Annotated in this window: 22 protein-coding genes; 16 read left to right on the plus strand and 6 right to left on the minus strand. The window is 69.7% G+C overall.

What is annotated here, in order from left to right; all coding sequences use genetic code 11:
* The first annotated feature begins 38 nt into the window (after nucleotides 1–38).
* The 7 genes from AB0I15_RS08975 (at nucleotide 39) to AB0I15_RS09005 (ending at nucleotide 6336) form a co-directional block, all read left to right on the plus strand.
* The gene (locus tag AB0I15_RS08975; RefSeq protein ID WP_358092041.1) at nucleotides 39–1400 is read left to right on the plus strand and encodes a hypothetical protein; all 1362 of its coding nucleotides are present in this window, start codon (nucleotides 39–41) and stop codon (nucleotides 1398–1400) included.
* Between the two features lie 8 nt (nucleotides 1401–1408).
* Nucleotides 1409–2335, plus strand: a complete 927-nt coding sequence (locus AB0I15_RS08980; RefSeq protein WP_358092043.1) for a sugar ABC transporter permease — start codon at nucleotides 1409–1411, stop codon at nucleotides 2333–2335.
* A complete protein-coding gene (locus tag AB0I15_RS08985; RefSeq protein ID WP_358092045.1) occupies nucleotides 2332–3156 on the plus strand; it encodes a carbohydrate ABC transporter permease in 825 nt (274 codons plus the stop codon). Before AB0I15_RS08980 ends, AB0I15_RS08985 begins: the two co-directional genes overlap by 4 nt.
* Before the next feature lie 5 nt (nucleotides 3157–3161).
* Nucleotides 3162–4070: an ROK family protein gene (locus AB0I15_RS08990; RefSeq protein ID WP_358092047.1), complete on the plus strand. Its 909-nt coding sequence runs from the start codon at nucleotides 3162–3164 to the stop codon at nucleotides 4068–4070.
* 143 nt (nucleotides 4071–4213) lie between these two features.
* Nucleotides 4214–5377, plus strand: coding sequence for a glycoside hydrolase family 68 protein (locus AB0I15_RS08995; RefSeq protein WP_358092049.1), 1164 nt, complete (start codon nucleotides 4214–4216; stop codon nucleotides 5375–5377).
* A 324-nt stretch (nucleotides 5378–5701) separates the two neighbouring features.
* Nucleotides 5702–5926, plus strand: a complete 225-nt coding sequence (locus tag AB0I15_RS09000; RefSeq protein ID WP_358092051.1) for a type II toxin-antitoxin system VapB family antitoxin — start codon at nucleotides 5702–5704, stop codon at nucleotides 5924–5926.
* Complete coding sequence (locus AB0I15_RS09005) at nucleotides 5926–6336, plus strand: PIN domain-containing protein (protein WP_358092053.1); 411 nt, start codon at nucleotides 5926–5928, stop codon at nucleotides 6334–6336. The genes AB0I15_RS09000 and AB0I15_RS09005 overlap by 1 nt, the downstream gene beginning before the upstream one ends.
* A 25-nt stretch (nucleotides 6337–6361) precedes the next feature.
* Here AB0I15_RS09005 and AB0I15_RS09010 read toward each other — a convergent pair whose 3' ends face one another.
* Nucleotides 6362–7081 (minus strand): PIG-L deacetylase family protein, encoded by a 720-nt coding sequence (locus AB0I15_RS09010; protein WP_358092055.1) that lies wholly within the window; start codon nucleotides 7079–7081, stop codon nucleotides 6362–6364.
* A gap of 125 nt (nucleotides 7082–7206) precedes the next feature.
* Between AB0I15_RS09010 and pcrA the strand changes: the two genes are divergently transcribed.
* A complete protein-coding gene (pcrA, locus tag AB0I15_RS09015) occupies nucleotides 7207–9429 on the plus strand; it encodes a DNA helicase PcrA (protein ID WP_358092198.1) in 2223 nt (740 codons plus the stop codon).
* Nucleotides 9430–9494: 65 nt separating this feature from the next.
* Here the strand turns inward: pcrA and AB0I15_RS09020 are convergent, their stop codons facing one another.
* The 3 genes from AB0I15_RS09020 to AB0I15_RS09030 form a co-directional block, all read right to left on the minus strand.
* Nucleotides 9495–10469, minus strand: a complete 975-nt coding sequence (locus AB0I15_RS09020; protein WP_358092057.1) for a L,D-transpeptidase — start codon at nucleotides 10467–10469, stop codon at nucleotides 9495–9497.
* A gap of 343 nt (nucleotides 10470–10812) precedes the next feature.
* A complete protein-coding gene (locus AB0I15_RS09025; RefSeq protein ID WP_358092059.1) occupies nucleotides 10813–11445 on the minus strand; it encodes a response regulator transcription factor in 633 nt (210 codons plus the stop codon).
* Nucleotides 11442–12650, minus strand: a complete 1209-nt coding sequence (locus AB0I15_RS09030) for a PspC domain-containing protein (RefSeq protein WP_358092061.1) — start codon at nucleotides 12648–12650, stop codon at nucleotides 11442–11444. Before AB0I15_RS09030 ends, AB0I15_RS09025 begins: the two co-directional genes overlap by 4 nt.
* Before the next feature lie 114 nt (nucleotides 12651–12764).
* Here AB0I15_RS09030 and AB0I15_RS09035 point away from each other — a divergent pair, with 114 nt between their 5' ends.
* The 8 genes from AB0I15_RS09035 (at nucleotide 12765) to AB0I15_RS09070 (ending at nucleotide 23023) form a co-directional block, all read left to right on the plus strand.
* Nucleotides 12765–14450, plus strand: coding sequence for a PspC domain-containing protein (locus AB0I15_RS09035; RefSeq protein ID WP_358092063.1), 1686 nt, complete (start codon nucleotides 12765–12767; stop codon nucleotides 14448–14450).
* Nucleotides 14440–14643 (plus strand): hypothetical protein, encoded by a 204-nt coding sequence (locus tag AB0I15_RS09040; RefSeq protein WP_358092065.1) that lies wholly within the window; start codon nucleotides 14440–14442, stop codon nucleotides 14641–14643. The genes AB0I15_RS09035 and AB0I15_RS09040 overlap by 11 nt, the downstream gene beginning before the upstream one ends.
* A 71-nt stretch (nucleotides 14644–14714) precedes the next feature.
* Nucleotides 14715–15197, plus strand: a complete 483-nt coding sequence (locus AB0I15_RS09045) for a (2Fe-2S)-binding protein (protein WP_358092067.1) — start codon at nucleotides 14715–14717, stop codon at nucleotides 15195–15197.
* Between the two features lie 50 nt (nucleotides 15198–15247).
* Entirely contained in the window at nucleotides 15248–17593 is a 2346-nt protein-coding gene (locus AB0I15_RS09050) for a xanthine dehydrogenase family protein molybdopterin-binding subunit (RefSeq protein ID WP_358092200.1), read from the plus strand.
* Nucleotides 17590–18444, plus strand: coding sequence for a xanthine dehydrogenase family protein subunit M (locus AB0I15_RS09055; protein ID WP_358092069.1), 855 nt, complete (start codon nucleotides 17590–17592; stop codon nucleotides 18442–18444). The genes AB0I15_RS09050 and AB0I15_RS09055 overlap by 4 nt, the downstream gene beginning before the upstream one ends.
* A 78-nt stretch (nucleotides 18445–18522) precedes the next feature.
* Nucleotides 18523–19239 carry an SRPBCC family protein gene (locus AB0I15_RS09060; RefSeq protein WP_358092071.1) on the plus strand — a complete coding sequence of 239 codons (717 nt, stop codon included), beginning with the start codon at nucleotides 18523–18525 and terminating at the stop codon, nucleotides 19237–19239.
* Between the two features lie 92 nt (nucleotides 19240–19331).
* The gene (locus tag AB0I15_RS09065) at nucleotides 19332–21962 is read left to right on the plus strand and encodes a CDP-glycerol glycerophosphotransferase family protein (RefSeq protein ID WP_358092073.1); all 2631 of its coding nucleotides are present in this window, start codon (nucleotides 19332–19334) and stop codon (nucleotides 21960–21962) included.
* Nucleotides 21959–23023: a glycosyltransferase gene (locus AB0I15_RS09070; RefSeq protein ID WP_358092075.1), complete on the plus strand. Its 1065-nt coding sequence runs from the start codon at nucleotides 21959–21961 to the stop codon at nucleotides 23021–23023. The genes AB0I15_RS09065 and AB0I15_RS09070 overlap by 4 nt, the downstream gene beginning before the upstream one ends.
* Here AB0I15_RS09070 and AB0I15_RS09075 read toward each other — a convergent pair.
* Complete coding sequence (locus AB0I15_RS09075; RefSeq protein ID WP_358092077.1) at nucleotides 23020–24057, minus strand: sulfotransferase; 1038 nt, start codon at nucleotides 24055–24057, stop codon at nucleotides 23020–23022. The two genes, AB0I15_RS09070 and AB0I15_RS09075, sit on opposite strands and share 4 nt — an antisense overlap.
* Nucleotides 24058–24078: 21 nt before the next feature.
* Entirely contained in the window at nucleotides 24079–24948 is an 870-nt protein-coding gene (locus AB0I15_RS09080) for a CDP-alcohol phosphatidyltransferase family protein (protein ID WP_358092079.1), read from the minus strand.
* Between the last annotated feature and the right edge of the window lie 39 nt (nucleotides 24949–24987).

Raw genomic sequence — 24987 nt, forward strand, 5'->3', positions numbered from 1 at the left:
CCCGGCGCCGATGGTCCCAAGCAGCAGAGGAGATGCACATGGCTCGTCGAGTCCGTCCCGGCAGGACCGGGGCCGCGCTTGTGATCGCCATGGGGACGCTGGCCGCCGCCTGCGCGGCTCCCGGCAGCGACAGCCCGCAGCCTCAGGCCACCAGCACGTCGTCGGTGTCCGCGGCATCCGGCTGCGGCTCGGCGCCGATCACGATGAACGGCTACTTCGAGACCGGCTTCCCGTTGCCCAAGGCGCTGACCACCGAGTTCACCAAGCAGCACCCGAACGTCACCTGGGACATCCGCGAGGACCAGTTCGCGGTCATCACGCAGAACGCCCCGCGCACCCTGGCGGACAATCCGCCCGACCTGATGCGCCTGCCCCAGGTGTCCGAGCTGGTCAAGGACAACCTGCTGAAGAACCTGGACGGCTACGCGACGGCGTTCGGCTGGGACAAGTGGCCGGCCTCGCAGCTCGAACAGCTGCGCCTGGGCCCGGGCGGACGGCCGCGCGGTCAGGGCTCGCTGTACGCCCTGGGTCTCAACTTCAGCATGACCGGCGTCTTCTACAACAAGAAGCTCGCCGCCCAGATCGGAATGTCCACGCCACCTGCCACGCTGGCGGAGCTCGACCAAATGCTGGCCAAGGCCAAGAGCGCGGGCATCACGCCCATCCTGCAGTTCAACGGCGGCGCCACCGGCGGCCTGGCATTCCCGCTGCAAAACCTCATGGCCTCCTACGGCCCTGCCGGGCCCATCAACGACTGGATCTTCCAAAAGCCTGGCGCCACCATCGACACCCCGTCGAACCTGCAGGCCGCCCAGCACCTGGAGAAATGGGTCAAGGCAGGATACTTCCCGAAGGACGTCAACGCGCTCGACTACGCGACCATGATGAGCCGCTTCATCGACGGCCAGGGCCTGTTCATGTTCAACGGCGACTGGGAGTCGGGCAACCTCGACAAGCAGATGCCGGGCAACGTCGGCTTCACTCTGATGCCGCCGGCGCAGCAGGGCGGCAAGCTGGCCGCCATGTCGGCGCCCCTCACCTTCGGTATCGCCGCGAACGCCAAGAACGCCGACTGCGCCGCCTTCTTCCTCAACTGGGTCGCCACCGACAAGCGGGCTCGCGAGATCGGCGTCGAGGTCGGCGGATCGCGTCCGATGGGACCGGCTGAGGCGTACATGCCGGCCGTGGCATCGGACAAGGTCACCGCGAGCACGCTGGCAGCCGGGGCGGACATCGCCAAGGACAACGGCGCGATGGACTTCATCGCCAACGCCACCGGCGCCATCTACGCCAAGAGCTGGACCCCGAACCTGCAGAAGCTGGCGGCCGGAGAGCAGACGCCGCAAGGGCTGCTGAAGGCGGTCCAGGCCGACTACGCCGGCCAGCTCGAAGGGAACTGAGGCAGTTGATGGCCCGCTCCGCCGGCGCCCGATCCGCGCACCGGCGGCCGGTCGTGACCAAGCTGCGTGACGCGCGCGGCCTGGTCGGCTGGCTGTTCGTCATCCCGGCTCTGGCCTTCTACGCGGTGTTCGTGCTGCGCCCGATCGTCTTGACGTTTCAGTACTCGCTGTTCGAGTGGGACGGCATCGGACCGTCCACGTGGGTGGGGCCGGCCAACTATGGCAAGGTCTTCACCGATCCGGACCTGTTCGACTCGCTGGTGAACGCCTTCCAGTTGATCGCGTTCTTCAGCGTGCTGCCGGTTGTGCTGGGTCTGGCGATCGCCGCGACGATCCGGCGGATCGCCGAGACCAGGTTGGCGCTGGTGGCGCGTATCGTGTTGTTCCTGCCGCAGGTCATCCCGCTGGTGGCGGCCGGCATCGCGTGGAGCTGGCTGCTGGCCTCCACCGGAGTGATCAACCAACTGCTTTCGCTCATCGGCCTCGGCGGGGTGACCCGGGCCTGGCTGGGCGACTTCGCCACCGCCCTGCCGGCGGTCGGCATGATCGGCGGGTGGGTGCTGCTCGGCCTGTGCACACTCCTGCTGCTGGCCGGCATGAGCAAGATCGATCCGGCGCTGTACGAAGCCGCCCGGCTGGACGGCGCCGGAGCATGGCGGGAGTTCATCTCCATCACCGTGCCCAGCCTGCGCCAAGAGATCGCGGTCTGCGTCACCGTGACCGTGATCGCGGCCCTGGCCAGCTTCGACATCATCTACATCTCCACCCAGGGCGGCCCCGGCAACACGACCATGGTGCCCGGCCTGCAGATCTTCTACCTGGCCTTCTCCGAACGCGAGGTGGGCCTGGCCTCGGCCCTGGCCGTGGTCCTCATGGTCCTCGTGATCGCCTGCGCCCTTCCCATCCAGTGGTTCGCAAAGGACGGCAACCGATGATCACCGCAGGGCGGGAGGCCTGGACCGGCCGGCTGCTGCTCCTCCTCATGATGGCGATCACGCTCCTGCCGTTCCTCAGCCTGTTCGTCACCGCCCTGCACCCCTCGGGCACCTACCCTGCCGGGCTGGCCTGGCCCGACGACCCGCAGTGGGGCAACTTCCCGCGGGCCTTCGAGGCCGCGAGCATGGGCCGACTGCTGCAGTCGAGCGTCCTCATCGTGCTGGGCGTGGTGCCGATCTCGATCCTGCTGGGCACGATGGCCGGCTTCGCCATCGGCCACCTGCGCGTGATCGGCGGTCGCGTCGTCTTCCTGCTGTTCGTGATCGGCCTGACCCTCCCCTTCGAGGGCATCATCACGCCGCTGTACTACCAGATCCGCGACATGGGGCTGCTGAACACGCGCTGGGCCATCATCTTGCCGCTCATCGGCCTGTTCATGCCGTTCAGCGTCTTTTGGATGCGCGCCCACTTCGTCAACATGCCCGGCGAGCTGTCGGAGAGCGCACGGATGGACGGCGCCAACGTGTGGCAGCTCTTCCGGCGCATCCACGTCCCCCTGGCCATGCCGGCGATCTCGTCCCTGGCCATCCTGCTGTTCCTGTGGACCTGGAACCAGTTCCTCCTGGCCATCGTCCTGGTCGACGACCCCACCAAGCGCACCATGTCCGGAGCCCTGGGCGCCTTCCAGGGCCAGTGGGGCACCGACATCCCGCTGTTGTGCGCCGGCTCGCTGCTGATCCTGACGCCCACGCTCGTGATCTTCCTCGTCTTCCAGCGTCACTTCGTCAAGGCCCTGCTCCAGGGCTCCCTGAAGGGCTGACGGGGATGAGCGCGACGCCGCCGCTCTACGGCGGGATCGAGGCGGGCGGGACGAAGTGGGTGTGCGCGGTCGCCGACGCCCAAGGCCGACTCCTCGCCACCGGCGTGATCCCGACGACCACACCGCAGGCGACCATCGCGGGCGCGGTGCGGTTCTTCCAGGAGCACCGGACGCTCACCGCGATCGGTGTGGGCAGCTTCGGCCCCGTCGATCTGCGGACGGGCTCACCGACGTACGGCCACATCACGGCCACGCCCAAGCCCGGATGGGCCCACACCGACGTCGTCTCCCCGCTGCGCTCCGCGCTGCAGGTCCCCGTCGGCCTGGACACCGACGTCAACGCCGCCGCGCTGGGAGAGTGGCGGCGCGGAGCCGGACGAGGGCTGGAAACGCTCGCCTACATGACCGTCGGCACCGGCATCGGCGTCGGGGCCGTGGTCAACGGCCGGCTGATGCACGGCCTGCTGCATCCGGAGTTCGGCCACGTCCGCATCCCGCACGATCGGAGCCGGGACGCCTTCGCGGGTAGCTGCCCCTTTCACGGCGACTGCCTCGAAGGGCTCGCCTCCGGCGAGGCCATGCGCCGGCGGTGGGGACAGCGGGCCGAGGACCTGGACGACCCGGCGGTCTGGGAGCTCGAGGCCGAATACCTCGCCCACGCCGTCATGAACCTGACCTACACACTGTCGCCCGAGCGGATCGTCATCGGCGGGGGCGTCGCCAAGCACGCCGGGCTGATGGCCCGCCTCCGGGCGCGCGCGTTCGATCTGGCCGCCGGATATCCGGCGACATCGGCGCTGACCGACCCCGCCGCCATGGACGAGTACGTGGTCAGCCCATCGCTCGGCGACCACTCCGGAATCGCCGGGGCCATCGAGCTCGGCATGCGCCGCCTCGCCTCGCCTGACCAATAGGCCCCGGCCGGCTCCAGCACATCCCACGAGTGAAAGAAGAGGTCATCCATGGTCCCACGAGGACGTCCAGGTGCCGCGCGGGGAGCGGCGAGCCGATCAGGCGTACTTCCGGCCGATGGCCACCGCCGCCGGCAGGGTGCCGCATGAGCGATGGCCGACCGGCGCGCTGGACCCGCCGGCACCTCGACCTGCTCGCCGAGACCGGAGCGACCACCGCGCCCGTCATCGACCCGGCGGCCGTACCGCGGATCCTGCCGGACCACGACCTGTGGGACCTGTGGCCGATCCAGGAGGAGGACGGCTCGACGAGCGTGGCCGACGACTACGAGCTGTGGATGGCCCTGTCGGCGCCCGCTCTCGGGCATCCCGAGCAGCGCCACGATCAGGCCCGGATCCGCCTGCTCGGCAAGAACGGCGAGCAGTGGAAGGACCTGGGCAACGCCTTCGCCGACGGCGCCTCGCCCGGCAGCCGCGAATGGTCAGGATCGGCGCTCCGCCGGCCCGACGGCACCGTGTCGGTGTTCTACACGGCCGCCGGCCGGCGCGGCGAAACACGCCCGACCTACCTGCAGAGCGTCGTCGAGACCCACCCGACCCTGATCGCCGACCGTGGCCGGATCCTGCTGCGACAAGACGCCCGGCATCGAGAGGTCCTGCGCTCAGACGGCCGGATGTATCTGCCGGCCGACGAGGCCGACGGGGCGCCGGGCCAGATCAGGGCCTTCCGCGATCCCGGCTGGTTCCGCGACCCGGCCAACGGCCGCGACCGTCTGCTCGTCGCCGCGTCCACCGCCTGGAAGGACGGCTTCGCTGGTGCGATCGCCCTCGCCGAACCACGGGGAGACACGTGGTCGCTGCTTCCGCCTCTGCTCGTCGCCGACGGCGTCAACCACGAGCTCGAACGACCGCACGTCGTCGTCCATGACTCCTGGTACTACCTGTTCTTCTGCACCCAGCGCCACTCCTTCCACCCGGCCGGCCGCGCGCCCACCGGACTGTACGGCTTCGCCGCGCCCAGCCTGACCGGACCCTACGAGCCCCTCAACGGATCCGGGCTCGTAATCCAGAACCCCTCCTCCGAACCCGACCAGGCCTACGCCTGGCTGGTGCTGCCCGACCTCCATGTGGTCAGTTTCGTCAACTACCGCTCCCACCAGGGCCTCGACCTGCGATACGCGGAAGCCGCGCAGGCGCGGGCCGGCTTCGGCGGCACCGCCGCCCCGATGCTCAGGCTCACCCTTGACGGCATGACCACCTCTGTCGTTCCGGTCGCGACGGCTCCGCGTACCGCCCCCACCGGTTCTTGACGTGGGCACCCCGAGACCGCCGTCCGTCGCCGAGGAGGATTCGGGGTGCCCGGGATGGGTGGTTCGTGCTGGCAAGTCAGGCATTGTGACCACGGAAAGTGAGATTGCGCGGCGCTCCGGGTGGGATCAACCGACCGCGGAGGATAAGGGTTTTCACCTGCCGGCAGAGTATTCTCCCCCGCCCCCAGGATCATGCTGTAGCCACGTCAGCCCAAGGCTTTAACGTCTGCGAGGCGCGCTCTCTCAAGTCCGTGCCGACTTGAGGTGCCCGCATACCGACATCGAGCCATTGGACAGACACCGGAGGTATGGAGGTGGTGTTGCATGCGTACGGTAATCGACATCGACAAGGAGCTCCTGGAAGCGGCCCAGCAGATGCTAGGTACGCCGACCATGAGAGAAACGGTCCACGCCGCGCTGCGAGCGATCGTCGACAGGGACGCGGGAAAGGAATGTGCGATCAGGGCGTTCGAGTTCTGGCGCACGGAGGGGAGCCCGGACCTGCTGGATCCGGAGATCACGAAGCATGTGTGGCTACGACGGGACTGATGTACCTCCTCGACAAGAGCGCGCTGGCCCGCATCCGTGTCAGTGACGTCGTCGCCAAGGCGCTCCACCCGCTCTACGCGGCTCGCGCGGTGGCGACCTGCACCGTCATCGACCTGGAGCTGCTCTACAGCGCCCGCGACTACGCCCACTACCAGCGCATCCTGCACGCCCAGCGGCAGTGCGTCCTGCTGCCCGTGGACCAGGAGGTGCAGGCGCGGGCCATGGCCGTGCAGCGGCAGCTCGTCGAGATCTCCCAGCATCGCGGCATCGGCCCGGACGAGCTGCTGATCGCCGCCTGCGCGGAGGTGCACGGGGCGACGATCCTGCACTACGGCCACGCCTTCGACATCATCTCGGAGGTCACCGGGCAGCCCTCGCTGTGGGTGGTGCCGCCCGGTTCGGTCCCTTAGGAGGAGTCAGGCCGTAAGAAGGGAGTCAGGCCGTGGGGACGACCTGGAAGCCCTCCGCGTAGTGCCCCTCGCCGAAGCCGGCCTGCTCGGCCCACGCGGCGAAGCGGCTCTTGACGAAGTCGGCGAAGCCCTCCACGTGGGCGACCTGGCTCACATGCGACTGCAAGGCCGCGAGCTTGCGGTCCATGGCCTCGGTGACGTCCACCCAGTGGTTGGGGGTGGAGCCGCCGTTGAGCCACACCTCACGTACGGTCCACGCCTCCAGCCCCTCATCCTTGATCAGCTCCGGGAACGCGTACGGATTGCGCGCGTCCGGGTAGACCGCGTCCAGGGTGGCGCCCCCCACGGCGCGGTGGTCGGGATGGCTGGGGGCGATGAACTGGTAGTTGCGGTCCGGGTGGTGGGTGATGACCAGGTCGGGCCGGACCTGGCGGATCACCCGGGCGATGGCGCGCCTGAGCTCCAGCGAGGGCACCACCTGGCCGTCGGAATGACCGAGGAAACGAACGTCGGTGACGCCGACCGCCTTGGCCGCGGCCAGTTGCTCGGATCTGCGCAGCTCCGCCATGCCGGTGTTGTCCAGGGTGCGCTCGTTGCCGCCCGCGTCACCGTCGGTCACGAGCAGGTAGGTGACCTCCACCCCTCTGTCCACGAACAACGCCACGCTTCCGGCCGAGCCGAAATCGGCGTCGTCAGGATGCGCGGTCACGACGAGTACCCGGTTGATCTCGGCTTCCGGCAGCATGTTTCCCCTCTCTGGACCTTCCATGAGGCACAACCGGCCCTCCGTCCATGGCATTCCGGGCGCCGATTGTCGGTGGGGAGACTTAACCTAGGTGGGTGCCGACCCAAGTCTCTGTTGACCACCCTTTGCTCGACGGCCTCAACCCGCAGCAGCGGGAGGCCGTGATCCACCACGGCAGTCCGCTGCTCATCGTGGCCGGGGCGGGGTCCGGGAAGACGCGGGTGCTGACGCACCGCATCGCGTACCTACTGGCCGAGCGTGACGCGCATCCGGGCGAGATCCTGGCGATCACCTTCACCAACAAGGCCGCCAAGGAGATGAAGGAGCGCATCGACAAGCTGATCGGGCCGCGCTCCAAGGCGATGTGGGTGATGACGTTCCACAGCGCCTGCATGCGCATCCTGCGGCGCGAGGCCAAGCGGCTGGGGTTCCCCTCCAGCTTCTCGATCTACGACCAGGCCGACTCGCAGCGGCTCATGGCGATGGTCTGCAGGGAGATGGAGCTCGATCCGAAGCGCTACCCGCCGCGGTCGTTCTCGGCGCAGGTCAGCAACTTCAAGAACGAGCTGGTCGACTACGAGACGGCGATCGACCGGGCGGGCTCGCACCTGGAGAAGACGCTCGCGCAGGCGTACAAGGCCTATCAGCTCAAGCTGACCGAGGCCGGCGCGATGGACTTCGACGACATCATCATGAACACGGTGTCGCTCTTCCAGCTCTTCCCCGAGGTGGCCGAGCACTACCGGATGCGGTTCAGGCACGTGCTGGTCGACGAATACCAGGACACCAACCACGCCCAATACATCCTGATCAGGGAGCTGGTCGGGCATCCCGAGCTGCGCACGACGGACGGCGACCTGGTCCGGTCGGGCGGCGGCATGTCCGAGCTGTGCGTGGTGGGCGACGCCGACCAGTCGATCTACGCCTTCCGGGGCGCGACGATCCGCAACATCCTGGAGTTCGAGCGCGACTATCCCGACGCGCGCACGATCCTACTGGAGCAGAACTACCGCTCCACCCAGAACATCCTGGCCGCGGCCAACGCCGTGATCTCGCGCAACGAGTCGCGCAAGCCCAAGAACCTCTGGTCCGACCAGGGCGACGGCCCCAAGATCGTGGGCTACGTCGCCGACAACGAGCACGACGAGGCCATGTTCGTGGCCCAGGAGGTCGATCGGCTCAGCGACGAGGATTCCGTCAAGCCGGGCGAGGTCGCCGTCTTCTACCGCACCAACGCCGCCTCCCGCGTGTTCGAGGAGATCTTCATCCGCACCGGGCTGCCCTACAAGGTGGTCGGGGGCGTGCGCTTCTACGAGCGTAAGGAGGTCAAGGACCTGCTGGCCTACCTGCGGGTGCTGGCCAACCCCAACGACGTGGTGTCGCTGCGGCGCATCCTCAACGTGCCCAAGCGCGGCATCGGCGACCGGGCCGAGGCGATGGTCGAGGCGCTGTCGTCGCGCGAGCGCGTCTCCTACTGGGAGGCGCTGCGCCGGGCCGATGAGGCGCACGGCATGGCCACGCGCTCGCTCAACGCCGTACGCGAGTTCGTCGCGATGCTCGAGGAGCTGATCGCGAAGGCGGAGGGTGTGCCGCCGTCGGCGCTGGCCGAGGAGGTGCTGGTGGCCACCGGCTACCGCGCCGAGCTGGAGGCCTCGGAGGACCCGCAGGACGAGTCCCGCCTGGAAAACCTCAACGAGCTCATCTCCGTGGCCTCCGAGTTCGAGGAGGCCAACCCGGAGGGGACGCTGGTGGAGTTCCTCGAGCAGGTGTCGCTGGTGGCCGACGCCGACCAGATCCCCGAGGCCGACGGCGGGCAGGGGGTCGTCACGCTGATGACCCTGCACACGGCCAAGGGCCTGGAGTTCCCGGTCGTGTTCCTGACGGCCATGGAAGACGGCGTGTTCCCGCACGTCCGGTCGCTGGGTGAGCCCAAGGAGCTGGAGGAGGAGCGGCGGCTGGCCTACGTGGGCATCACCCGGGCTCAGCAGCGGCTCTACATCACGCGGGCGGCCGTGCGCAGTTCCTGGGGGGCGCCGTCGTTCAACCCGGCGTCGCGGTTCGTCAACGAGGTGCCGGGGCAGCTCGTCGACTGGCGTACCGATCCGGAGAAGTCCGCCTGGAGCGCGGCCACGCGGCGCGAGCCGGCCGCCCGTCCCGCGCCGGCGAAGAGCGGTGGGCGCACGGTGCCGAACCTGACGCCCGGCGACCGGGTCTCGCACGACGCGTTCGGGCTGGGCACGGTGGTGTCCGTGGACGGGGTGGCGGAGAAGACCAAGGTCAAGATCGACTTCGGAACGAGCGGGGAGAAGACGCTGCTGCTGGCGTACGCGCCGCTGGAGAAGCTGTAGGAAGGCGTAGGCCGTTGCACGCAAGGGCCGCCCCCCAAACCCTGGGGGCGGCCCTTGCGTGAGGCTCAGCCGGTCTTGAGGGCGCTGCCCTTCTTCCACTGGGTCCAGTTGAGCTGCCAGTAGCTCCAGCCGTTGTTCCACTGGAGCTTGCGCTTGGTGCCGGTGATCTTCACGACGTCGCCGCGCTGGGCGATCGTGTAGAACCACTTGGCGCCGGCCGGGGTGGCGCGGACGCAGCCGTGGCTCTGGTTGGAGCGGCCCAGGAAGTGGTAGTAGCCGGCGCTCTGGTGGACGTACTCACCGCTGTCGGAGATGCGGACCGCCCACGGGATCTCCTCCTTGTAGTAGCGCGGGTCCTTGGGATCCGTCACGCCCATCCAGGAGGAGGTCATGGTCTCGACGGCTTTCTTGCCCATCGTGAGGTGGGTGCCGCTGGTGGTGAGGTAGACGTCCACGCCGTTCCTGATCATCCCGCCCTTGCCGGCGCTGATCGGGATCTTCTTGGCCAGCTTGCCGTTGCGGTAGACCTTCATCGTGTGCTTGCGGGTGTCGACCAGGGAGACGTGCTTGGCGCCGACGGCGAAGCGGCGGGAGACGTTCTTCTCGGCCTCGTTGCCGGGCAGCTCGGACAGCCGCGCGGTGAAGAGCACCTTCTGGTACGGCTGCCAGTACGTCTTCGTCCGGTAGATGACCTTCCGCTCCGACACCCAGCGCCAGGCGCCCTCGGCCGGCTTGTCCGCCTCGACGTCCAGCAGTGCCTCGACGGCCGCCTTGTCTTTGACGTCACGGTCGAACGTGACGATGATCGGGAACCCGACGCCGACCTTCTCGGACTTCTCCCCCATGGGGGTGATGTCGGCGATGGCCAGTTTGGGCTTCTTCGCCGGGGCGGCGACGGCGGCGGCCTGAGCCGCGGGGGCCTGAGTGGCCGGGACCTGGGCCGCAGCGGTGGCCGCCGGGGCGGGGACGCTCTCCGCCGCACAGGCTGTGGCGGCGACCAGAGCGACCAGGGCCGGAAGCATCCGGGTGACGCGCTTCAAAGGGGTTACTCCTGGACTTCGTGCTTCGACTACCTCCTTGTGTGACGACTGAGCTTCCTGATTCGTCGGCCAAAAGCCGATAACTATCGTGCAACGGTCCAAATCGGACTAATGATGGATCGCGCAGGCCGGGGGCGAGGTACCGGCGGCTCCGACCGGGATGCGTGGGTGGGAGCAGGTAGGGCGGTTCGGCATCCTCGGGCCGCGTGAGGGACCCCGGGTGACGGACGAACCGCTTGCGGGGCCGGCACCCGGGAGCGGTGCCGGTGGTTCGCGTAGCCGGGGGGCGGAGGCGTGCCGGGTCCGCGTACACGTGACGACGGCCGAAACCGGTCGAGCCGGATCAGACCAGGCGGCGGGCGGTGGCCCAGCGGGACAGCTCGTGACGGTTGGAGAGCTGGAGCTTGCGCAACACCGACGAGACGTGGGTCTCAACGGTCTTGACGGAGATGAACAGCTCCTTGGCGATCTCCTTGTACGCGTAACCGCGGGCGATCAACCGCAGCACCTCGCGCTCGCGCTGCGTCAGCGAGTCGAGCTCCGGGTCGATGGAGGGCGCCTCCGACGAGGCGAACGCGTCCAGCACGAACCCCGCCAGCCGCGGCGAGAAGACCGCGTCGCCCTCGGCCACCCGCCGGATGGCGTCGGTCAGCTCCTTGCCGCTGATGTTCTTGGTCACGTAGCCGCGGGCGCCGCCCCTGATCACACCGATCACGTCCTCGGCGGCGTCGGAGACCGACAGCGCCAGGAACCGCACCTGCGAGCCGGAGCCCAGGACCCGGCGCAGCACCTCCTGGCCGCCGCCCCCGGGCATGTGGACGTCGAGCAGGACCACGTCGGGCTGGTGCTCGGCGATCGCCTTGACCGCCGTCTCCACGTCCTCGGCCTCGCCCACCACTTCGATCGAGTCGCCCAGTTCGGCGCGCACGCCCGACCGGAACAACCGGTGGTCATCGACGATCAGTACGCGCGTCATGCCTTCTCCACCTTCATCGTCAACATCACTTCCGTGCCCTCGCCCGGCTCGGTACGCACTCGGGCCGTGCCTCCGTGACGTTCCATTCTCCCGATGATGGACTCCCTGATCCCCATCCTGTCGAGCGGCACCGCCTCGAAGTCGAACCCCTTACCACGATCTTTCACGAAAATCGTGGCCTCTTCACCCTCTACCTCCGCATAAACCGAAATAGACGGACTCTCAGAGTATTTGGCCGCGTTGACCATCGCCTGCCGGGACGCCTTCAGCATGGCGGCCAGCTTGCCCGCCGGGTCGAGGTTGATGTCACCGACGCAGACGACCTCGATCGGCACGCCGTGCGCGTCCTCCTCCTCGGCCGCGATCCTGCGTACGGCGGCGGCCATCGTGGCGTCGGCGTCCTGGGCCGGCTGGTAGAGCCAGTTGCGCAGCTCGCGCTCCTGGGAGCGGGCCAGGCGGGTGACCTCGCGCTGGTCGTGGGCGACGCGCTGGATGAGCGTGAGCGTGTGCAGCACCGAGTCGTGCACCATGGCGGCCACCTCGGCCCGCTCCTCCTGCCTGATGCGCTCGCGGCGCTCCAGTTGCAGCTCTTTCCACAGGCCGGCCAGCCACGGCGCGGCCATGACGCCCAGGCCGCCGACCACGACCACGGTGAACAGCAGGCTGTCCCGGATCTGGGGCAGCTCGCCCTCGGCGGCCAGGAAGCCGGTCGCGCCGATCACGATCAGGACGATGCCGAGCAGCGTGCGCACCCGGTTCGTCCTGATGCTGAGCGAGGCGCCGCTCACCCAGCCCTTGCGGCGTTCCGGGTCGGCCTGCTGCCAGAGGATCAGCGCGCCGATCCCGCCCACCGCGAACGGCAGCAGCCCGATGCCTCCTTGCGAGGCCCCCGTCAGCCAGCCGAACGCGAACAGGGCCGCCCCGATCGCGCTGAACGCGGCGAGCTGGCTCCAGTCGCGCTGGGGCGGATGCCCTTGGTACGGCTGCCGGGGAGTGATCATCCACAGCACCGCGTACGCCACCGCGCCCACGCCCTGGACCACGGTGAGCAGCACGAACATGAGCCTGATCACCACCGGATCAAGCTTGAGCTGCGTGGCGAGCCCCTGGGCGACACCGCCGAGCAGGCGGCCCTCCATGGGGCGCATCATCCTGCGATAGGGCGTGTCGCCGCTCTGCTCGGCGAGAGTCTTCTGGTCAGCCATAACATGGCCATAGTCACACGTCGCGGGCGTCACGGACATCAGGGAACAACCCCCGGGTCGGGTCAGGGGTGTCCCGGATGCGAGCACACCGCGCGTGGGTCCACGATGGTGGGCATGACAGAAGCTCCGCCCAGGCAACCGGCCGCCCCTCACCGAGAGCTGCGACGTAGCAGCGAGGGGCGCTTCCTCATGGGGGTCTGCGCGGGGCTCGGGCGGCACACGGGCATCGACCCGGTGGTGTTCCGCGTGGGCTTCGCGGTGCTCCTGCTCGGCTCCGGCATCGGGCTGTTCCTCTACCTCTCGGCGTTCCTGCTGATGAAGGAGCCGAGCGGCAGGCCGGGCCTGATCGAGCAGTGGACGCGGCGCGACTTCGACGCCGACACCGTGCTGGCGCTGCTGACCGCGGTGCTGGCGTGCGGGCTGGCGATCAACCTGGCCACGGTCTGGCTGGACACCGGCACGCTCGTGGTCGGGGTGTTCCTGGCGGTGTCGCTGCTGGCGGCGCATTCGAGCGGGGTGGATCTGCGCGGGCTGGCCCGGTCGATGCCCGAGCGGCTGGGCAGGAGGCGCGGCGCGGCGCGGCCGGCGGCCTACTACCGCACCCGGGACCAGGCTCCCCCGGCCCCCGGCCCCGCCGCCGAACCGGTACGCCCCGCACCCGCCCAAAGCCCGGTGCCGCCCGTACCGGTGGCCGAGCCGACCACCGCCCACCCCCGGACGGAGCCCGGCGAGACCGGCTCTCCCGCGGTGGCGGCGGCCGTGCACCAGCCCGCCCCCGCCGAGGAGCGCGAGCCCGCCAAGGACGAGCCGGTCAAGGACGAGAAGACGGTCAGGTACGGCGAGCCGATCCAGGACGACGCCTGGGAGCACGACATTGACGGCCGCGACATTGACGGCCGCGACACAGACCCCCGTGACACAGACGCCCGCGACACCGGCGACCGCGGCACCGGCGACAAGGTGGCCCCGGAGGCCGTGACCGCGGAGCATCGGGTGCCGCCGCACCAGCCGCCGCCCGCCTACCGCCCCCAGCCCAAGACCTCCGTCGACTACAGCAGCTACGGCGAGCCGTTCGCGCCCAAGGGCCCGTACCAGCCGCTGGACCCGGCCAAGCGGGCCGGGCACTCGCCGTACGACCCCGCCCGCTACGGCCGCACGCTGCCCCCACGGGAGCGCAGACCACGGCGCCCGACGTCGTTCATCGGCGTCATCACCTTCTTGCTGGCATTCATCGTTGGAGGAATCGTCGTGGCCGTCCAAGCCAGGTCGGCCGCCGGAGTGAGCCCGACCATCGTCGGCGGCGCCATGCTCATCACCGTCGGAGCGGGGCTGCTCATCGCCGCCTGGTGGGGCAGGGGCGCCGGTCTGGTGGCCGCGGGCACCATGGTGACGCTGATCGTGGCCGTGGGCCTGATGCTCGGTGGCCTGCCCAGGAACATCGGCTCGTCCGAGTGGACCCCGACCAGCATCGCCGAGGCGAGCAGATACTACGACGTCGGGGTCGGCGACGGCCGGCTGGACCTGTCGGAGCTGGAGCTGCCGCCGGGCTCGAACGTGACGTTCAACGCGGAGATCTCAGCCGGCGAGCTCGAGGTGATCGTGCCGCCGACGGCCAGGATCGAGGTGTACGCCACCAACAAGATCGGGGACATCAAGATCGACCAGTCTCTCAAGGGCGGCGTGGACGTGCGGCACCACAAGGTGCTGGAGCCCGAGACCAAGCCTGAGGGCAAGATTCCGACGATCGTGCTGAACCTGCGGGGCGGTCTCGGTGACATGGAGGTGCGGCGTGCCGCGTGAGGTCGAGCGGCCCCGGCGCCTGCACCGGACCGACTGGATGGCCCTGCTCAGTGGTGTGCTCTTCATCGTTCTGGGCATTTTGATCGTGACACGCTCGATCACACATTGGCTGGTCCTGACAGGGGTGATGGTGCTGGGATTGGCCTTCGCAGGGCTGGTGGCGATCATCGCGCGGGTGGTCCGCGGTAAGTAACCCTTGACCGGGAAAAACACCGGCGTACGTTCGGAGTGTCCGCCTTTCCCCCTGCTCCTGAGGGAGGACGTATGCCCCGAATCACCGTCACCGTCGACGGGATCCAGTACGAGGAGGATGTCGAGCCGCGGCTCCTGCTCGTCCACCTGCTACGAGAACGCCTGGGCAAGACCGGTACGCCCGTCGGTTGCGACACCAGCAACTGCGGTGCCTGCACGGTCATGCTCGACGGCAAGAGCGTCAAGAGCTGCTCGGTGCTCGCCGTGCAGGCCGACGGCTGCGACATCGTCACCATCGAAGGCCTGGGCGCCAACGGGTCGATGCACCCGATGCAGCGGGCCTTCCACGAAGAGCACGCGCTGCAGTGCGGCTACTGCACCCCCGGCATGGTCATGGCCGCGATAGACCTGCTCAGGGACGATCCTGAGCCTTCAGAGGAGACGATCAGACAGGGTCTGGAGGGCAACCTCTGCCGCTGCACCGGATACTGCAACATCGTGCGCGCCGTACGCAGGGGCGCGCAGGAGATGGGTCAGGCGGTGAGCACCTCGTGAGCGAGCTGGACCCGGAGAGGGTCGCCGAGCAGATCGCGCAGAGCGACCAGATCAACGAACCGGTGGCCACGTCCGAAGTGGGCCGGCCACGTAAGCGCAAAGAGGACGCCCGGCTGCTGACGGGGCGCACGCAGTGGACCGACAACCTCTCGCGTCCGGGCATGCTGCACGTGATGTTCCTGCGCAGCCCGATGGCGCACGCCAGGATCACCGGGATCGACGTGTCGGGGGCGCGCGGCCTGCCGGGGGTGGTGGCGGCGTTCAGCGGCCAGGACTTCGCGGCCGAGCAGGGCAGCCTGCCGTGCGCGTGGCCGGTGAGCGAGGACATCGTCATCCCCGACCACCCGCCGATGGCCGTCTCCGAGGTGCGTTACGTCGGTGAGGCCGTGGCCTGCGTGGTCGCGACCGACCGCTACCGCGCGGCCGACGCGCTGGAGGCCATCGAGGTCGACTACGAGCCGCTCCCGGCCGTGCTCGACATGAACGAGGCGCTCAGCCCGGACAGCCCGAAGGTGCACGAGGCGGGCAACAAGGCGTTCAGCGCCAAGATCAATTCAGGTGATCTTGACGCCGCGTTCAGGGACGCCGCCGTCGTCATCGACCGGACCTACATCCAGCAGCGGCTCATCCCGAGCGCGATGGAGCCGCGGGCGGTGCTCGCCGACACCGACGGCGAGGCGTTCACGCTGTGGTCTGCCACCCAGATCCCGCACGTGCTGAGGGTCATGCTGGCCGTGGTGACCGGCATCCCGGAGCACAAGATCCGGGTGATCGCCCCCGACGTGGGCGGCGGGTTCGGCTCGAAGCTGCAGGTCACCGCCGAGGAGGTGCTCTGCCTGCTGCTCGCCCGCAAGCTGGGCAAGCCGGTCAAGTGGAACGAGTCCCGCTCCGAGGGCAACCTGACCGTGCACCACGGCCGCGACCAGATCCAGCACATCCGGCTGGCCGCCGACGCCGACGGCCGTGTCCGCGGGCTGCAGGTCAACCTGCTGGCCGACATGGGCGCGTACCTGATGCTGGTGACGCCGGGCGTGCCGATGCTGGGCGCGGCGATGTTCAACGCGATCTACAAGTGGGACGCGTACGAGTTCGGCTGCACGGGCGTGTTCACCACCAAGATGCCCACGGACGCCTACCGGGGCGCGGGCCGGCCAGAGGCCACGTTCGGCATCGAGCGGGTGATGGACGAGCTGGCCGCTGAGCTCAAGATGGACCCGGTGGAGGTGCGCAGGCGCAACTGGATCAAGCACGAGGAGTTCCCGTACACGACGATCTCGGGGCTGACGTACGACTCGGGCAACTACGAGGCGGCGACCGAGAAGGCCATGTCGATGTTCGGCTACGACAAGCTGCGGGCCGAGCAGGCCGACCGGCGTGACCGGGGCGACCCCGTGCAACTCGGGATCGGGGTCAGCACGTACACGGAGATGTGCGGGCTGGCGCCGTCCAGGATGCTCGGCGAGGCCAACTACGGCGCGGGCGGCTGGGAGCACGGCGCGGTGCGCATGCTGCCGACCGGCAAGGTCGAGGTCATCACCGGCACCTCGCCCCACGGCCAGGGGCACGTGACGTCGTGGAGCCAGATCGTGGCCGACGCGCTCGGCGTGCCGTTCGACGACGTCACCGTGCTGCACGGCGACACGGCGATCGCGCACAAGGGCATGGACACCTACGGCTCGCGCTCGCTGGTCGTCGGCGGCATCGCGGTGCTCAAGGCGTGCGACAAGGTCAAGGACAAGGCCCGCAAGCTGGCCGCGCACCTGCTGGAGTGCTCCCCCGACGACCTGGAGTTCGACGCCGGAGCGTTCAAGGTGCGGGGCACCGACTCGCAGAAGACCATCCAGGAGCTGGCCTACTCCGCGTTCACGGCGCACGCCCTGCCCGAAGGGGTGGAGGCCCGGCTCGACTCCGAGGCCACGTTCGACCCGGAGAACTACTCCTTCCCGCACGGCACCCACCTGTGCGCGGTGGAGGTCGACACCGAGACGGGCATGGTGCGGATCCGCTCGTACGTGGCGGTGGACGACGTCGGCAAGGTCGTCAACCCGCTGATCGTCGAGGGCCAGGTGCACGGCGGCATCGCCCAGGGCGTCGCGCAGGCCCTGTACGAGGAGGCGGTCTACGACTCCGAGGGCAACCTGCTGACCACCACGATGGCCGACTACCTGCTGCCCTCGGCCGCGGACCTGCCGGACTTCACCCTGGACCGGACCGAGTCCCCGGCGACCAGCAACCCGCTGGGCGTCAAGGGCGTGGGCGAGGCGGGCACGATCGCCTCGACCCCGGCCGTGGTGAACGCGATCGTGGACGCCCTGCGCCCGCACGGCATCAGCGACGTCCAGATGCCGTGCACGCCCGAACGCGTATGGCGTGCCCTGGAAGGAGTGCGGCCATGATCCCCGCGCAGTTCGACTACGAGCGCCCCGACTCGCTCGCCGCGGCCTGCCAGGTCCTGGCGGCCGACGACGACGCCAAGGTCCTGGCCGGCGGCCAGTCGCTGCTGCCGCTGCTGCGGTTGCGGCTGGCCTACCCGTCGACGCTGGTGGACATCGGCCGGCTGCCCGACCTGAAGGGCGTGCACGACCGGGGCGACCACGTCTTCATCGGCGCGATGGCCACGCACGACGAGGTCCTGCGCTCGGGCGTGGTCCGCGAGGGCTGCCCGCTGGTGGCGCTGGCGGCCTCGCACGTGGCCGACCCGGCGATCCGGCACCGCGGGACGTTCGGCGGCTCACTGGCCCACGCGGACCCCGCCGGGGACATGCCCGCCGTGGCGCTGGCCCTGGAGGCGGTGTTCGTGGCCAGGTCGGCGCAGGGCGAGCGGGAGATCGCGGCCGCCGACTTCTTCGTCGACTACCTGGAGTCGTCGCTGCGGCAGGGCGAGATCCTGGTCGGCGTGAAGATCCCGAAGCTGGGCGCGGACTGGGGTTTCCACTACGAGAAGTTCCACCGGACCGCGCAGGCGTGGGCCATCGTCGGTGTGGCGGTGGCGGTCAGGCGCTCGAACGGGTCGATCGCCGAGGCCAGGATCGGGCTGACGAACATGGCGCCGACGCCGCTGCGCGCCCGCGCCACCGAGGCCGCGCTGGAGGGCGTGGAGCTGGGCGACCAGGTGCGCCAGGCGTGCCAGGAGGCGGCGGCCGACAGCTCACCGCCCGCCGACCTGCACGCCCAGCCGGACTACCGGCGGCATTTGGCCAGGGTCCTGACCCACCGCGCGGTACGCGCGGCGGCCGGATCTCCGTAGATCCCTCATGGGGGCGCCTCTTCCGGGGCGCCCCCACCCCGACGTAATGTCACAGCCACCGGGAGAAGGAGCGGATCGATGGCGATGCGGTTCGAGCACGAGTTCACAGTTCCCGTTCCGATCGAGCAGGCGTGGGCCGTGCTGCTCGACGTCGAGCGGGTGGCCCCCTGCCTGCCCGGGGCGACGCTCGACATCTTCGAAGGCGACGAGTTCACCGGCAGGATGAAGGTCAAGGTCGGCCCGATCACGGTGACCTACCGGGGCACGGCCAAGTTCGAGGACGTGGACAAAGACTCCTACACGCTCACCATCCAGGCGTCGGGCCGGGAGGCCCGGGGCTCGGGCACGGCCTCCGCCACGGTCAAGGCGCGGCTGGAGCCGCAGGGCGAGGCCACGGGGGTGACCGTGGAGACGTCGTTCAACGTGACCGGCCGCCCGGCCCAGTTCGGGCGCGGCGTGATGGCCGAGGTCGGCGGCAAGCTCATCGAGAGGTTCGCCGACAATCTGGCCGCCCTGCTGTCCGAGCCCACGGTCGGGCAGGTGGCGCCGGCCGAGGGCGCACAGGAGGACCGGCCCGATGGCCATACCGAGGAGCGGCGTCTGAGCGCGGTGCCGTCGACCGAGCAGGACGCGCGCCCGGCGGGGACGCTGCGCACCTCGCGCACGCCCGACGAGGAGGCGCTCGACCTGCTGGAGCTCGCCGGGCAGCCGCTGCTGAAGCGGCTGCTGCCGATCGCGGGCGCGGTCGCGGCGCTGGCCGTCATCATCTGGGTGATTCGTCGGCTGATGCGCTGATTTTCGGCAAATACTCCATCAAGTCCGGACACTTCCCCCTGGCTGGGGGAAGTGCCATTTCCGCCGGATAAGTCGTTATCGGGGGGACTGGGATGCCGGACTGCACCGTTGTCGTGATCACGTATAACGACGCGGCCCGCCTGCCCAGAGCCGTGCGTTCCGTGCTCCGGCAGTCGCTGCGCGACCTGGAAGTCATCATCGCGGACGACGCCAGCACGGACGGCACGCCAGAGGTGGCGCGGCGGCTCATGGACAGCGACCCACGCGTGCGCTATCTGCGCAGGGAGGTCAACAGCGGAGGCTGCGGGGCGCCGCGCAACGACGGGATCGACCTGGCGTCCGCGCCGTCCGTCATGTTCCTCGACAGCGACGACGAGCTGCCCAGGCACGCGTGCAAGAGCCTGCTCACCGAGATGGAGCGGACCGGGGCGGACTTCGTGTCGGGGCAGATCTCGCGGCTGTTCGAGTCGAGCGGGCGGCTGCAGGCGTACTATCCGGGGCTGTTCGCCGAGCGGCGGACGGTCGAGGGCATCCGGCAGGAGCCGGAGCTGTTCCTCGACTCCTTCAGCACCAACAAGCTCTACAACGTGGCCTGGCTGCGGGACAAGGCGCTGCGCTTCCCCGAGGACATCCACTACGAGGACCACGTCTTCGCCACCGAGCTGTACGCCGTCGCGCGCCGGTTCGCGATCGTGCCGTGGACGGTCTACCACTGGCACCGCGCGCCCACGAACGACTCGATCTCTCTCAGCATCGACGACCTGGAGAACGTGCGGCAGCGGGTGATCGCGGCCCGGCTGAGCGACGACATCCTGCGCGCGCACGACGCGGCCGACCTGGTGCCGCACCGGCAGTACCGCTTCGTCCGGCAGGACCTGCGGGTCTACCTCAACCCGCTGCCGCTGCGCGACCTGGTGTGGGTCAAGGAGTTCGCCTCGGTCGTGCGGCCGTACCTGGAGGAGGTTCCCGACGAGGTGCTCTGGCGGGTCGATCCGCTGAACCGGGTCTGCTGCCGGCTCATCCTGGACGACCGGGCCGAGGACCTGCGGGTGGCCGCCGGCTCGCTGACCGGCCCTCGGGCCGCGCCACGGGCGGCGGTGCAGCTCGGCGGGCGGACGTACTGGGGCACGTCGGCCTCCCCCGGCCTGGACATCACCGGGCTGCGGCTGGCCGAGCTGCCCTACACGGCCTCCCGGCTGCGGCACGAGGTGTGCGCGCTCTCGTCGGACGGCGAGCGGGTGCGGATGACCGTGCGCACGTACGACCCGTTCGGGGCGCTGCCGCCGGACTGGACGGCGTTCCTGCAGCTCGGCAAGAAGCGCGTCCCCATCGAGCCGGAACCGTCGGATGCCGGCGGGTACGTCAGCCACGTCACGTTCACCCCCTCCGGCAAGTGCGACCCGCGCATCGGCTTCACCAGAACCTCCGACGGGCACACCACGACCGACCGGCTCATCGTGGACCCGCGCACCGAGCCCATCGAGCTGCCCGGCTGCACGGTGAAGCCCGAAGGGTACGCGGCCTACCTGAGCGTGCGCCCCGACTCGATCCCCCGGTCGGTGTGGCGGCGGGTCAGGCATCGGCTGCTGAAGCGGTTCAACACGCCGGCGAACAAGCTGCGCGCCTACAAGCTGATGATCAAGGTGGTGCCGCGGCGCGACGACCTCGCGCTGTTCGAGTCGGACGTCGGCAAGGGCTACAGCGGCAGCCCGCGCGCCATCTACGAGGAGCTGCGGCGGCGGAGGCTGCCCATCGAGGTGGTCTGGTCGGTGGCCAAGGGCCGCCGGAACTTCCCCTCCGACGCACGGCTCGTGCGCCGGGGAAGCTGGCGCTACATCTGGACGATGGCCAGGGCCGGGATCTGGGTGGACAGCCACGGGTTCCCGCTGGACTACCCGAAGCCCAAGGGCACCCGCTACCTGCAGACGTGGCACGGGCAGGGGATCAAGTCGATCGGCTTCGACGCGCCCGATCTGCGCGGCGACTTCGACAGGCCGCGGGCGCAGTGGCGGGCCGCCGTGGCCCGCTGGGACGCGCTGGTGTCGCCGAGCGCGGAGTTCTCGCGGGTGTTCCTGCCGTCGAACGGCTACTCGGGCAAGGTGTACCGGTGCGGGACGCCCCGGTGCGACGCGCTGGTCAGGGCCGAGCCGATGGGCGAGGTGCGGAGGCGGCTGGAGATCCCTCCGGGGCGGCAGGTCCTGCTTTATGCGCCCACGTACAGGGATCGGGTGAAAGGTAGTGGCAAGTCCGTCCGGGTGGATCTGGAGCTCTTGGCGGAGGAGTTGGCCGACGACTGGGTGGTGATCCTGCGTACGCATCCGGTCGAGCGCTACAGCGCGCCCGAGCACCTGAGGCACTTCGTCCGCGCCGCCGGGTCCTATCCCGAGATCAACGATCTGATGCTGGCCTCCGACGCGCTCCTGACGGACTACTCCTCCGTCATGTGCGACTACGCCCTCACGGGCAAGCCGATGTTGTTCTTCATCGACGACTGGGACGACTATCGCCTCTCCGAACGCGGCGTCTACCACGACCTGCCCGCCATCGCCCCCGGGCCCTGCCTGTCGGCGACGGAGGACCTCGTCGCGGCACTGCGGAACCTGCCCGCCGTGCACGAGTCCTACGCCGGACGGTACGCGGCCTTCCGCGACCTGTGGTGCGCCGACGAACACGGTGACGCGTCGGCCAGGATCGTGGCCGACTTCTTCCAGGGGGCCCGATGAGCGTCGTCTTCGCCTGCCTGGACGCCGACACGCTCGGCGGCGTCCAGCAGGTCACCCACACCCTGGCCCAGGGCCTGGCCGAGCGCGGCCACGAGGTGCACGTGATCGGCCTGCACCGGGCCGCCACCCCGTTCCGGTACGTGGAGCGCCCCCGCTACCACCGGCACGTGATCAACCGGACCCCGGTGCGACCGGAGGGCCGCCTGGCCCGGCGCGGAGCCGACCGGCGGCTCAAAGAGCTGTTCGGGGCGATCCGGCCGGGTTACGCGGTCATGACCTCGCCGTCCGTGGTGGCCCGGCTGTCGGAGCTGCTGCCGCCCGCGTTCCGTCCGGTCGGGCAGTACCACGGCTCGTACGACCACGCCCGCGGCTGCTGGCACCTGGCCTCGATCAGACGCCACTACCCGGGCCTCGACCAGGCGGTCTTCCTCAGCGAGGACGACGCCTGGCAGTTCTCCGAGAACGCGCTGCTGCCCAACACCTGGGCGCTGCCGAACCCCCTGGCCACCTGGCCGGAGGAGATGTCCGCGCTCGAGGCGCCCCGTGTGCTCGGCGTGGGCCGGCTGGAAGGGGTCAAGCGGTTCGACCGGCTGATCAGCGCGTTCGCCCGCGCGGGCGCGCCCCGGCCGTGGGAGCTGCACCTCATCGGCGAGGGCGCCGAGCCGGCGCGGCTGCGCGCGCACGCGGATCGGGAGGGGGTCGGCGACCGCGTGGTCTTCAGGGGGCTGGTGCCGGCGGCCCGGATGACCGCCGAATACCTCGGCGCCTCGGTCCTGGGCCTGACCAGTGAGCACGAGGGCCTACCCGTCGTGCTGCTGGAGGCGGGCGCCCACGGGCTGCCGTCGGTGGCGTTCGACGTGTCCGGTGGCGTGCGCTCGGCCGGGCCCGTGCTGGTGCCGCCGGGCGACGTGGACGCGTTCGCCACCGCGCTGGCCCGGCTGATGGACGACGAGGAGGAGCGGCGGCGTCTGGGGGCCGACGCCCGCGCACGGGCCGAGGCCTTCCGCCTCGACCACGTGCTGGACCGCTGGGAGTCGATGTTCGCCCACATCGAGCGTTAGACGGGCTCGGCGAGCTCCTTGCGCTCCTGCGGCATCCCGCCCAGCTCGCGCTGGCGCGTGGTGAGCAGCGCGGCCACGGGGCTGGGCTCGCGCAGCCGGTTCAGCCGGTCGCGCATGCCCTTGCGCATGCGGCTGGCCTTGCGCTTCTGCATCGTCTTCTGGGCGGCGATCACGTGGTCCTTGGCCGGCTTGGGCGCGCCGGACAGCTCGTAGCCCATGGACTCCAGGCGGTCGCCGAGCATGTGCTCGCAGAGCGAGATCTCCCAGTCGTCCAGCCGGTTCGCCCAGCTCCCGACGCGGCTGCGGGTGACCTCGCGGTGCGTGTTGCTGTGCCAGACCTTGTGCTGCGGCACCGCCACGCTGGCCGCCTCGCGCGGGGAGATCATCGACGGCGAGAAGTCCTCCTCCAGGAAGTGGCAGAGCTTCTTCAGCTCGGTCATCGGGTCGTCGGTCAGGTCCTCGTAGCGCAGCTCGTAGTACGTGTCCGCGGCCAGCGTCCGCTTCAGCCTGCCGCCCGCGTCGATGGCCTCGGCCCAGGTCGAGACGGCGTGGAAGGAGTCCAGCGTGTACCAGGGCATCTCCTTCAGCGAGGCCACGCAGTCACGGCCGTCCCTGATGAGGTGGATGAACTGGGCGTCGGGGAAGAGCCTGAGCAGCAGGTCCACCTGCTTGACGTAGCTGGGCCGCTTGTCGCCCCAGCGGGCCTTGTCGAAGCGGTCGGCGTACATGCGGAAGGCCGTGCCGATCACCGATCCCAGCGAACCCGGGCCGGCCACGGTCTGCCGGACGAACTCGTCCTTGTCGATCTTGAGCTCGCGGAACTTGGTGCTGCGGTCGGTCGCGATCCACTGCGCGAGGGCGCGGCGGCGCTGGTCGATCCGCAGGTCGCCCCACGTGCGACGGCGGTAATAAGCGGGAACGAGGAAGCGCGTCTCCGGCGGCACCGCCATGCGGGGGTGCGAGTGGAGCATGAGCTGGAGCATCGTGGTGCCGGACCGCGGGCATCCGATGACGAAGACTGGCCGGTCTGACATTTCGTACTAACCCCCGAAAAATTAGACGAGAACGTGCTCTCGGCTCTCCTGAGCGGAGCCTGCGCCGTGCCTGCGCGTGAAGAGCCACATCCGGTAGACAAGGAAGAACTCGTTGGCCAGCAGCAGAGCTCCCGACGCCGCGGCGAGCGGGATCAGCGCCCATGCCCCCGCAAGAGGCGCGATCACGAACACCGCCGCGTGGAACTCGATGCCGCTGACCAGGTGTGAGCGGACCCGGTGGCGGGCCAGGAACCTGTTGAGGCGGCGGAAGAACCGGAAGAAGCCGCGCCGCCGCGCCCTCTCCGGCAGGGGATCCGTCCCCATGGGATCGGCTCCCATGGGGTCCGCGAGCAGGGGCTCCGGGCCCAGCGGATCCGGCCCGAGGAGATCCGGCTCCGGTTCCTGGCACTCCTCCCTGACGGCCTCGCGCACCCGCTTCATCTGCGGCGCGTTGACGTACCTGAACAGGTCGAGTACGGCCACCGCCGCGCCGAGCACCACGTAGACCACATCGCCGGTCAGCGTGTACTGCCCGTATGCCAGCCCCCCGGCACACAGGACCACCCTGACCCGGTCCCCCACGTAGTCGAGCCAGAGGCCGAAGGGCGTCCCCGTGCCCTTGAGCCTGGCGATTTTGCCGTCCACGCAGTCGATCATGAAGCTCAGATAGAAGACGCAGGCTCCCGCTACGAGCTGGTTCGCCGCGAAACACCCCGCCGACACCGCGCCGAGGACCAGCGAGAACACGGTGAGCCCGTTGGGCGTCAGCCGGGTGTGATTCGCGACGGGGAGGGCGACCCGGCAGGCGACCGGGTCCACGAAATACACGGTCCACCAAGAGTCTCTCCGCTTGCGTGTCTCGTGGACGTCATCGAGCGAATAGGTCCTCATGGATCCCAGCATGACCACGCGACGCGCACGAACGATTAC

This window comes from Nonomuraea sp. NPDC050643, from assembly GCF_040654715.1.
Classification (GTDB): domain Bacteria; phylum Actinomycetota; class Actinomycetes; order Streptosporangiales; family Streptosporangiaceae; genus Nonomuraea.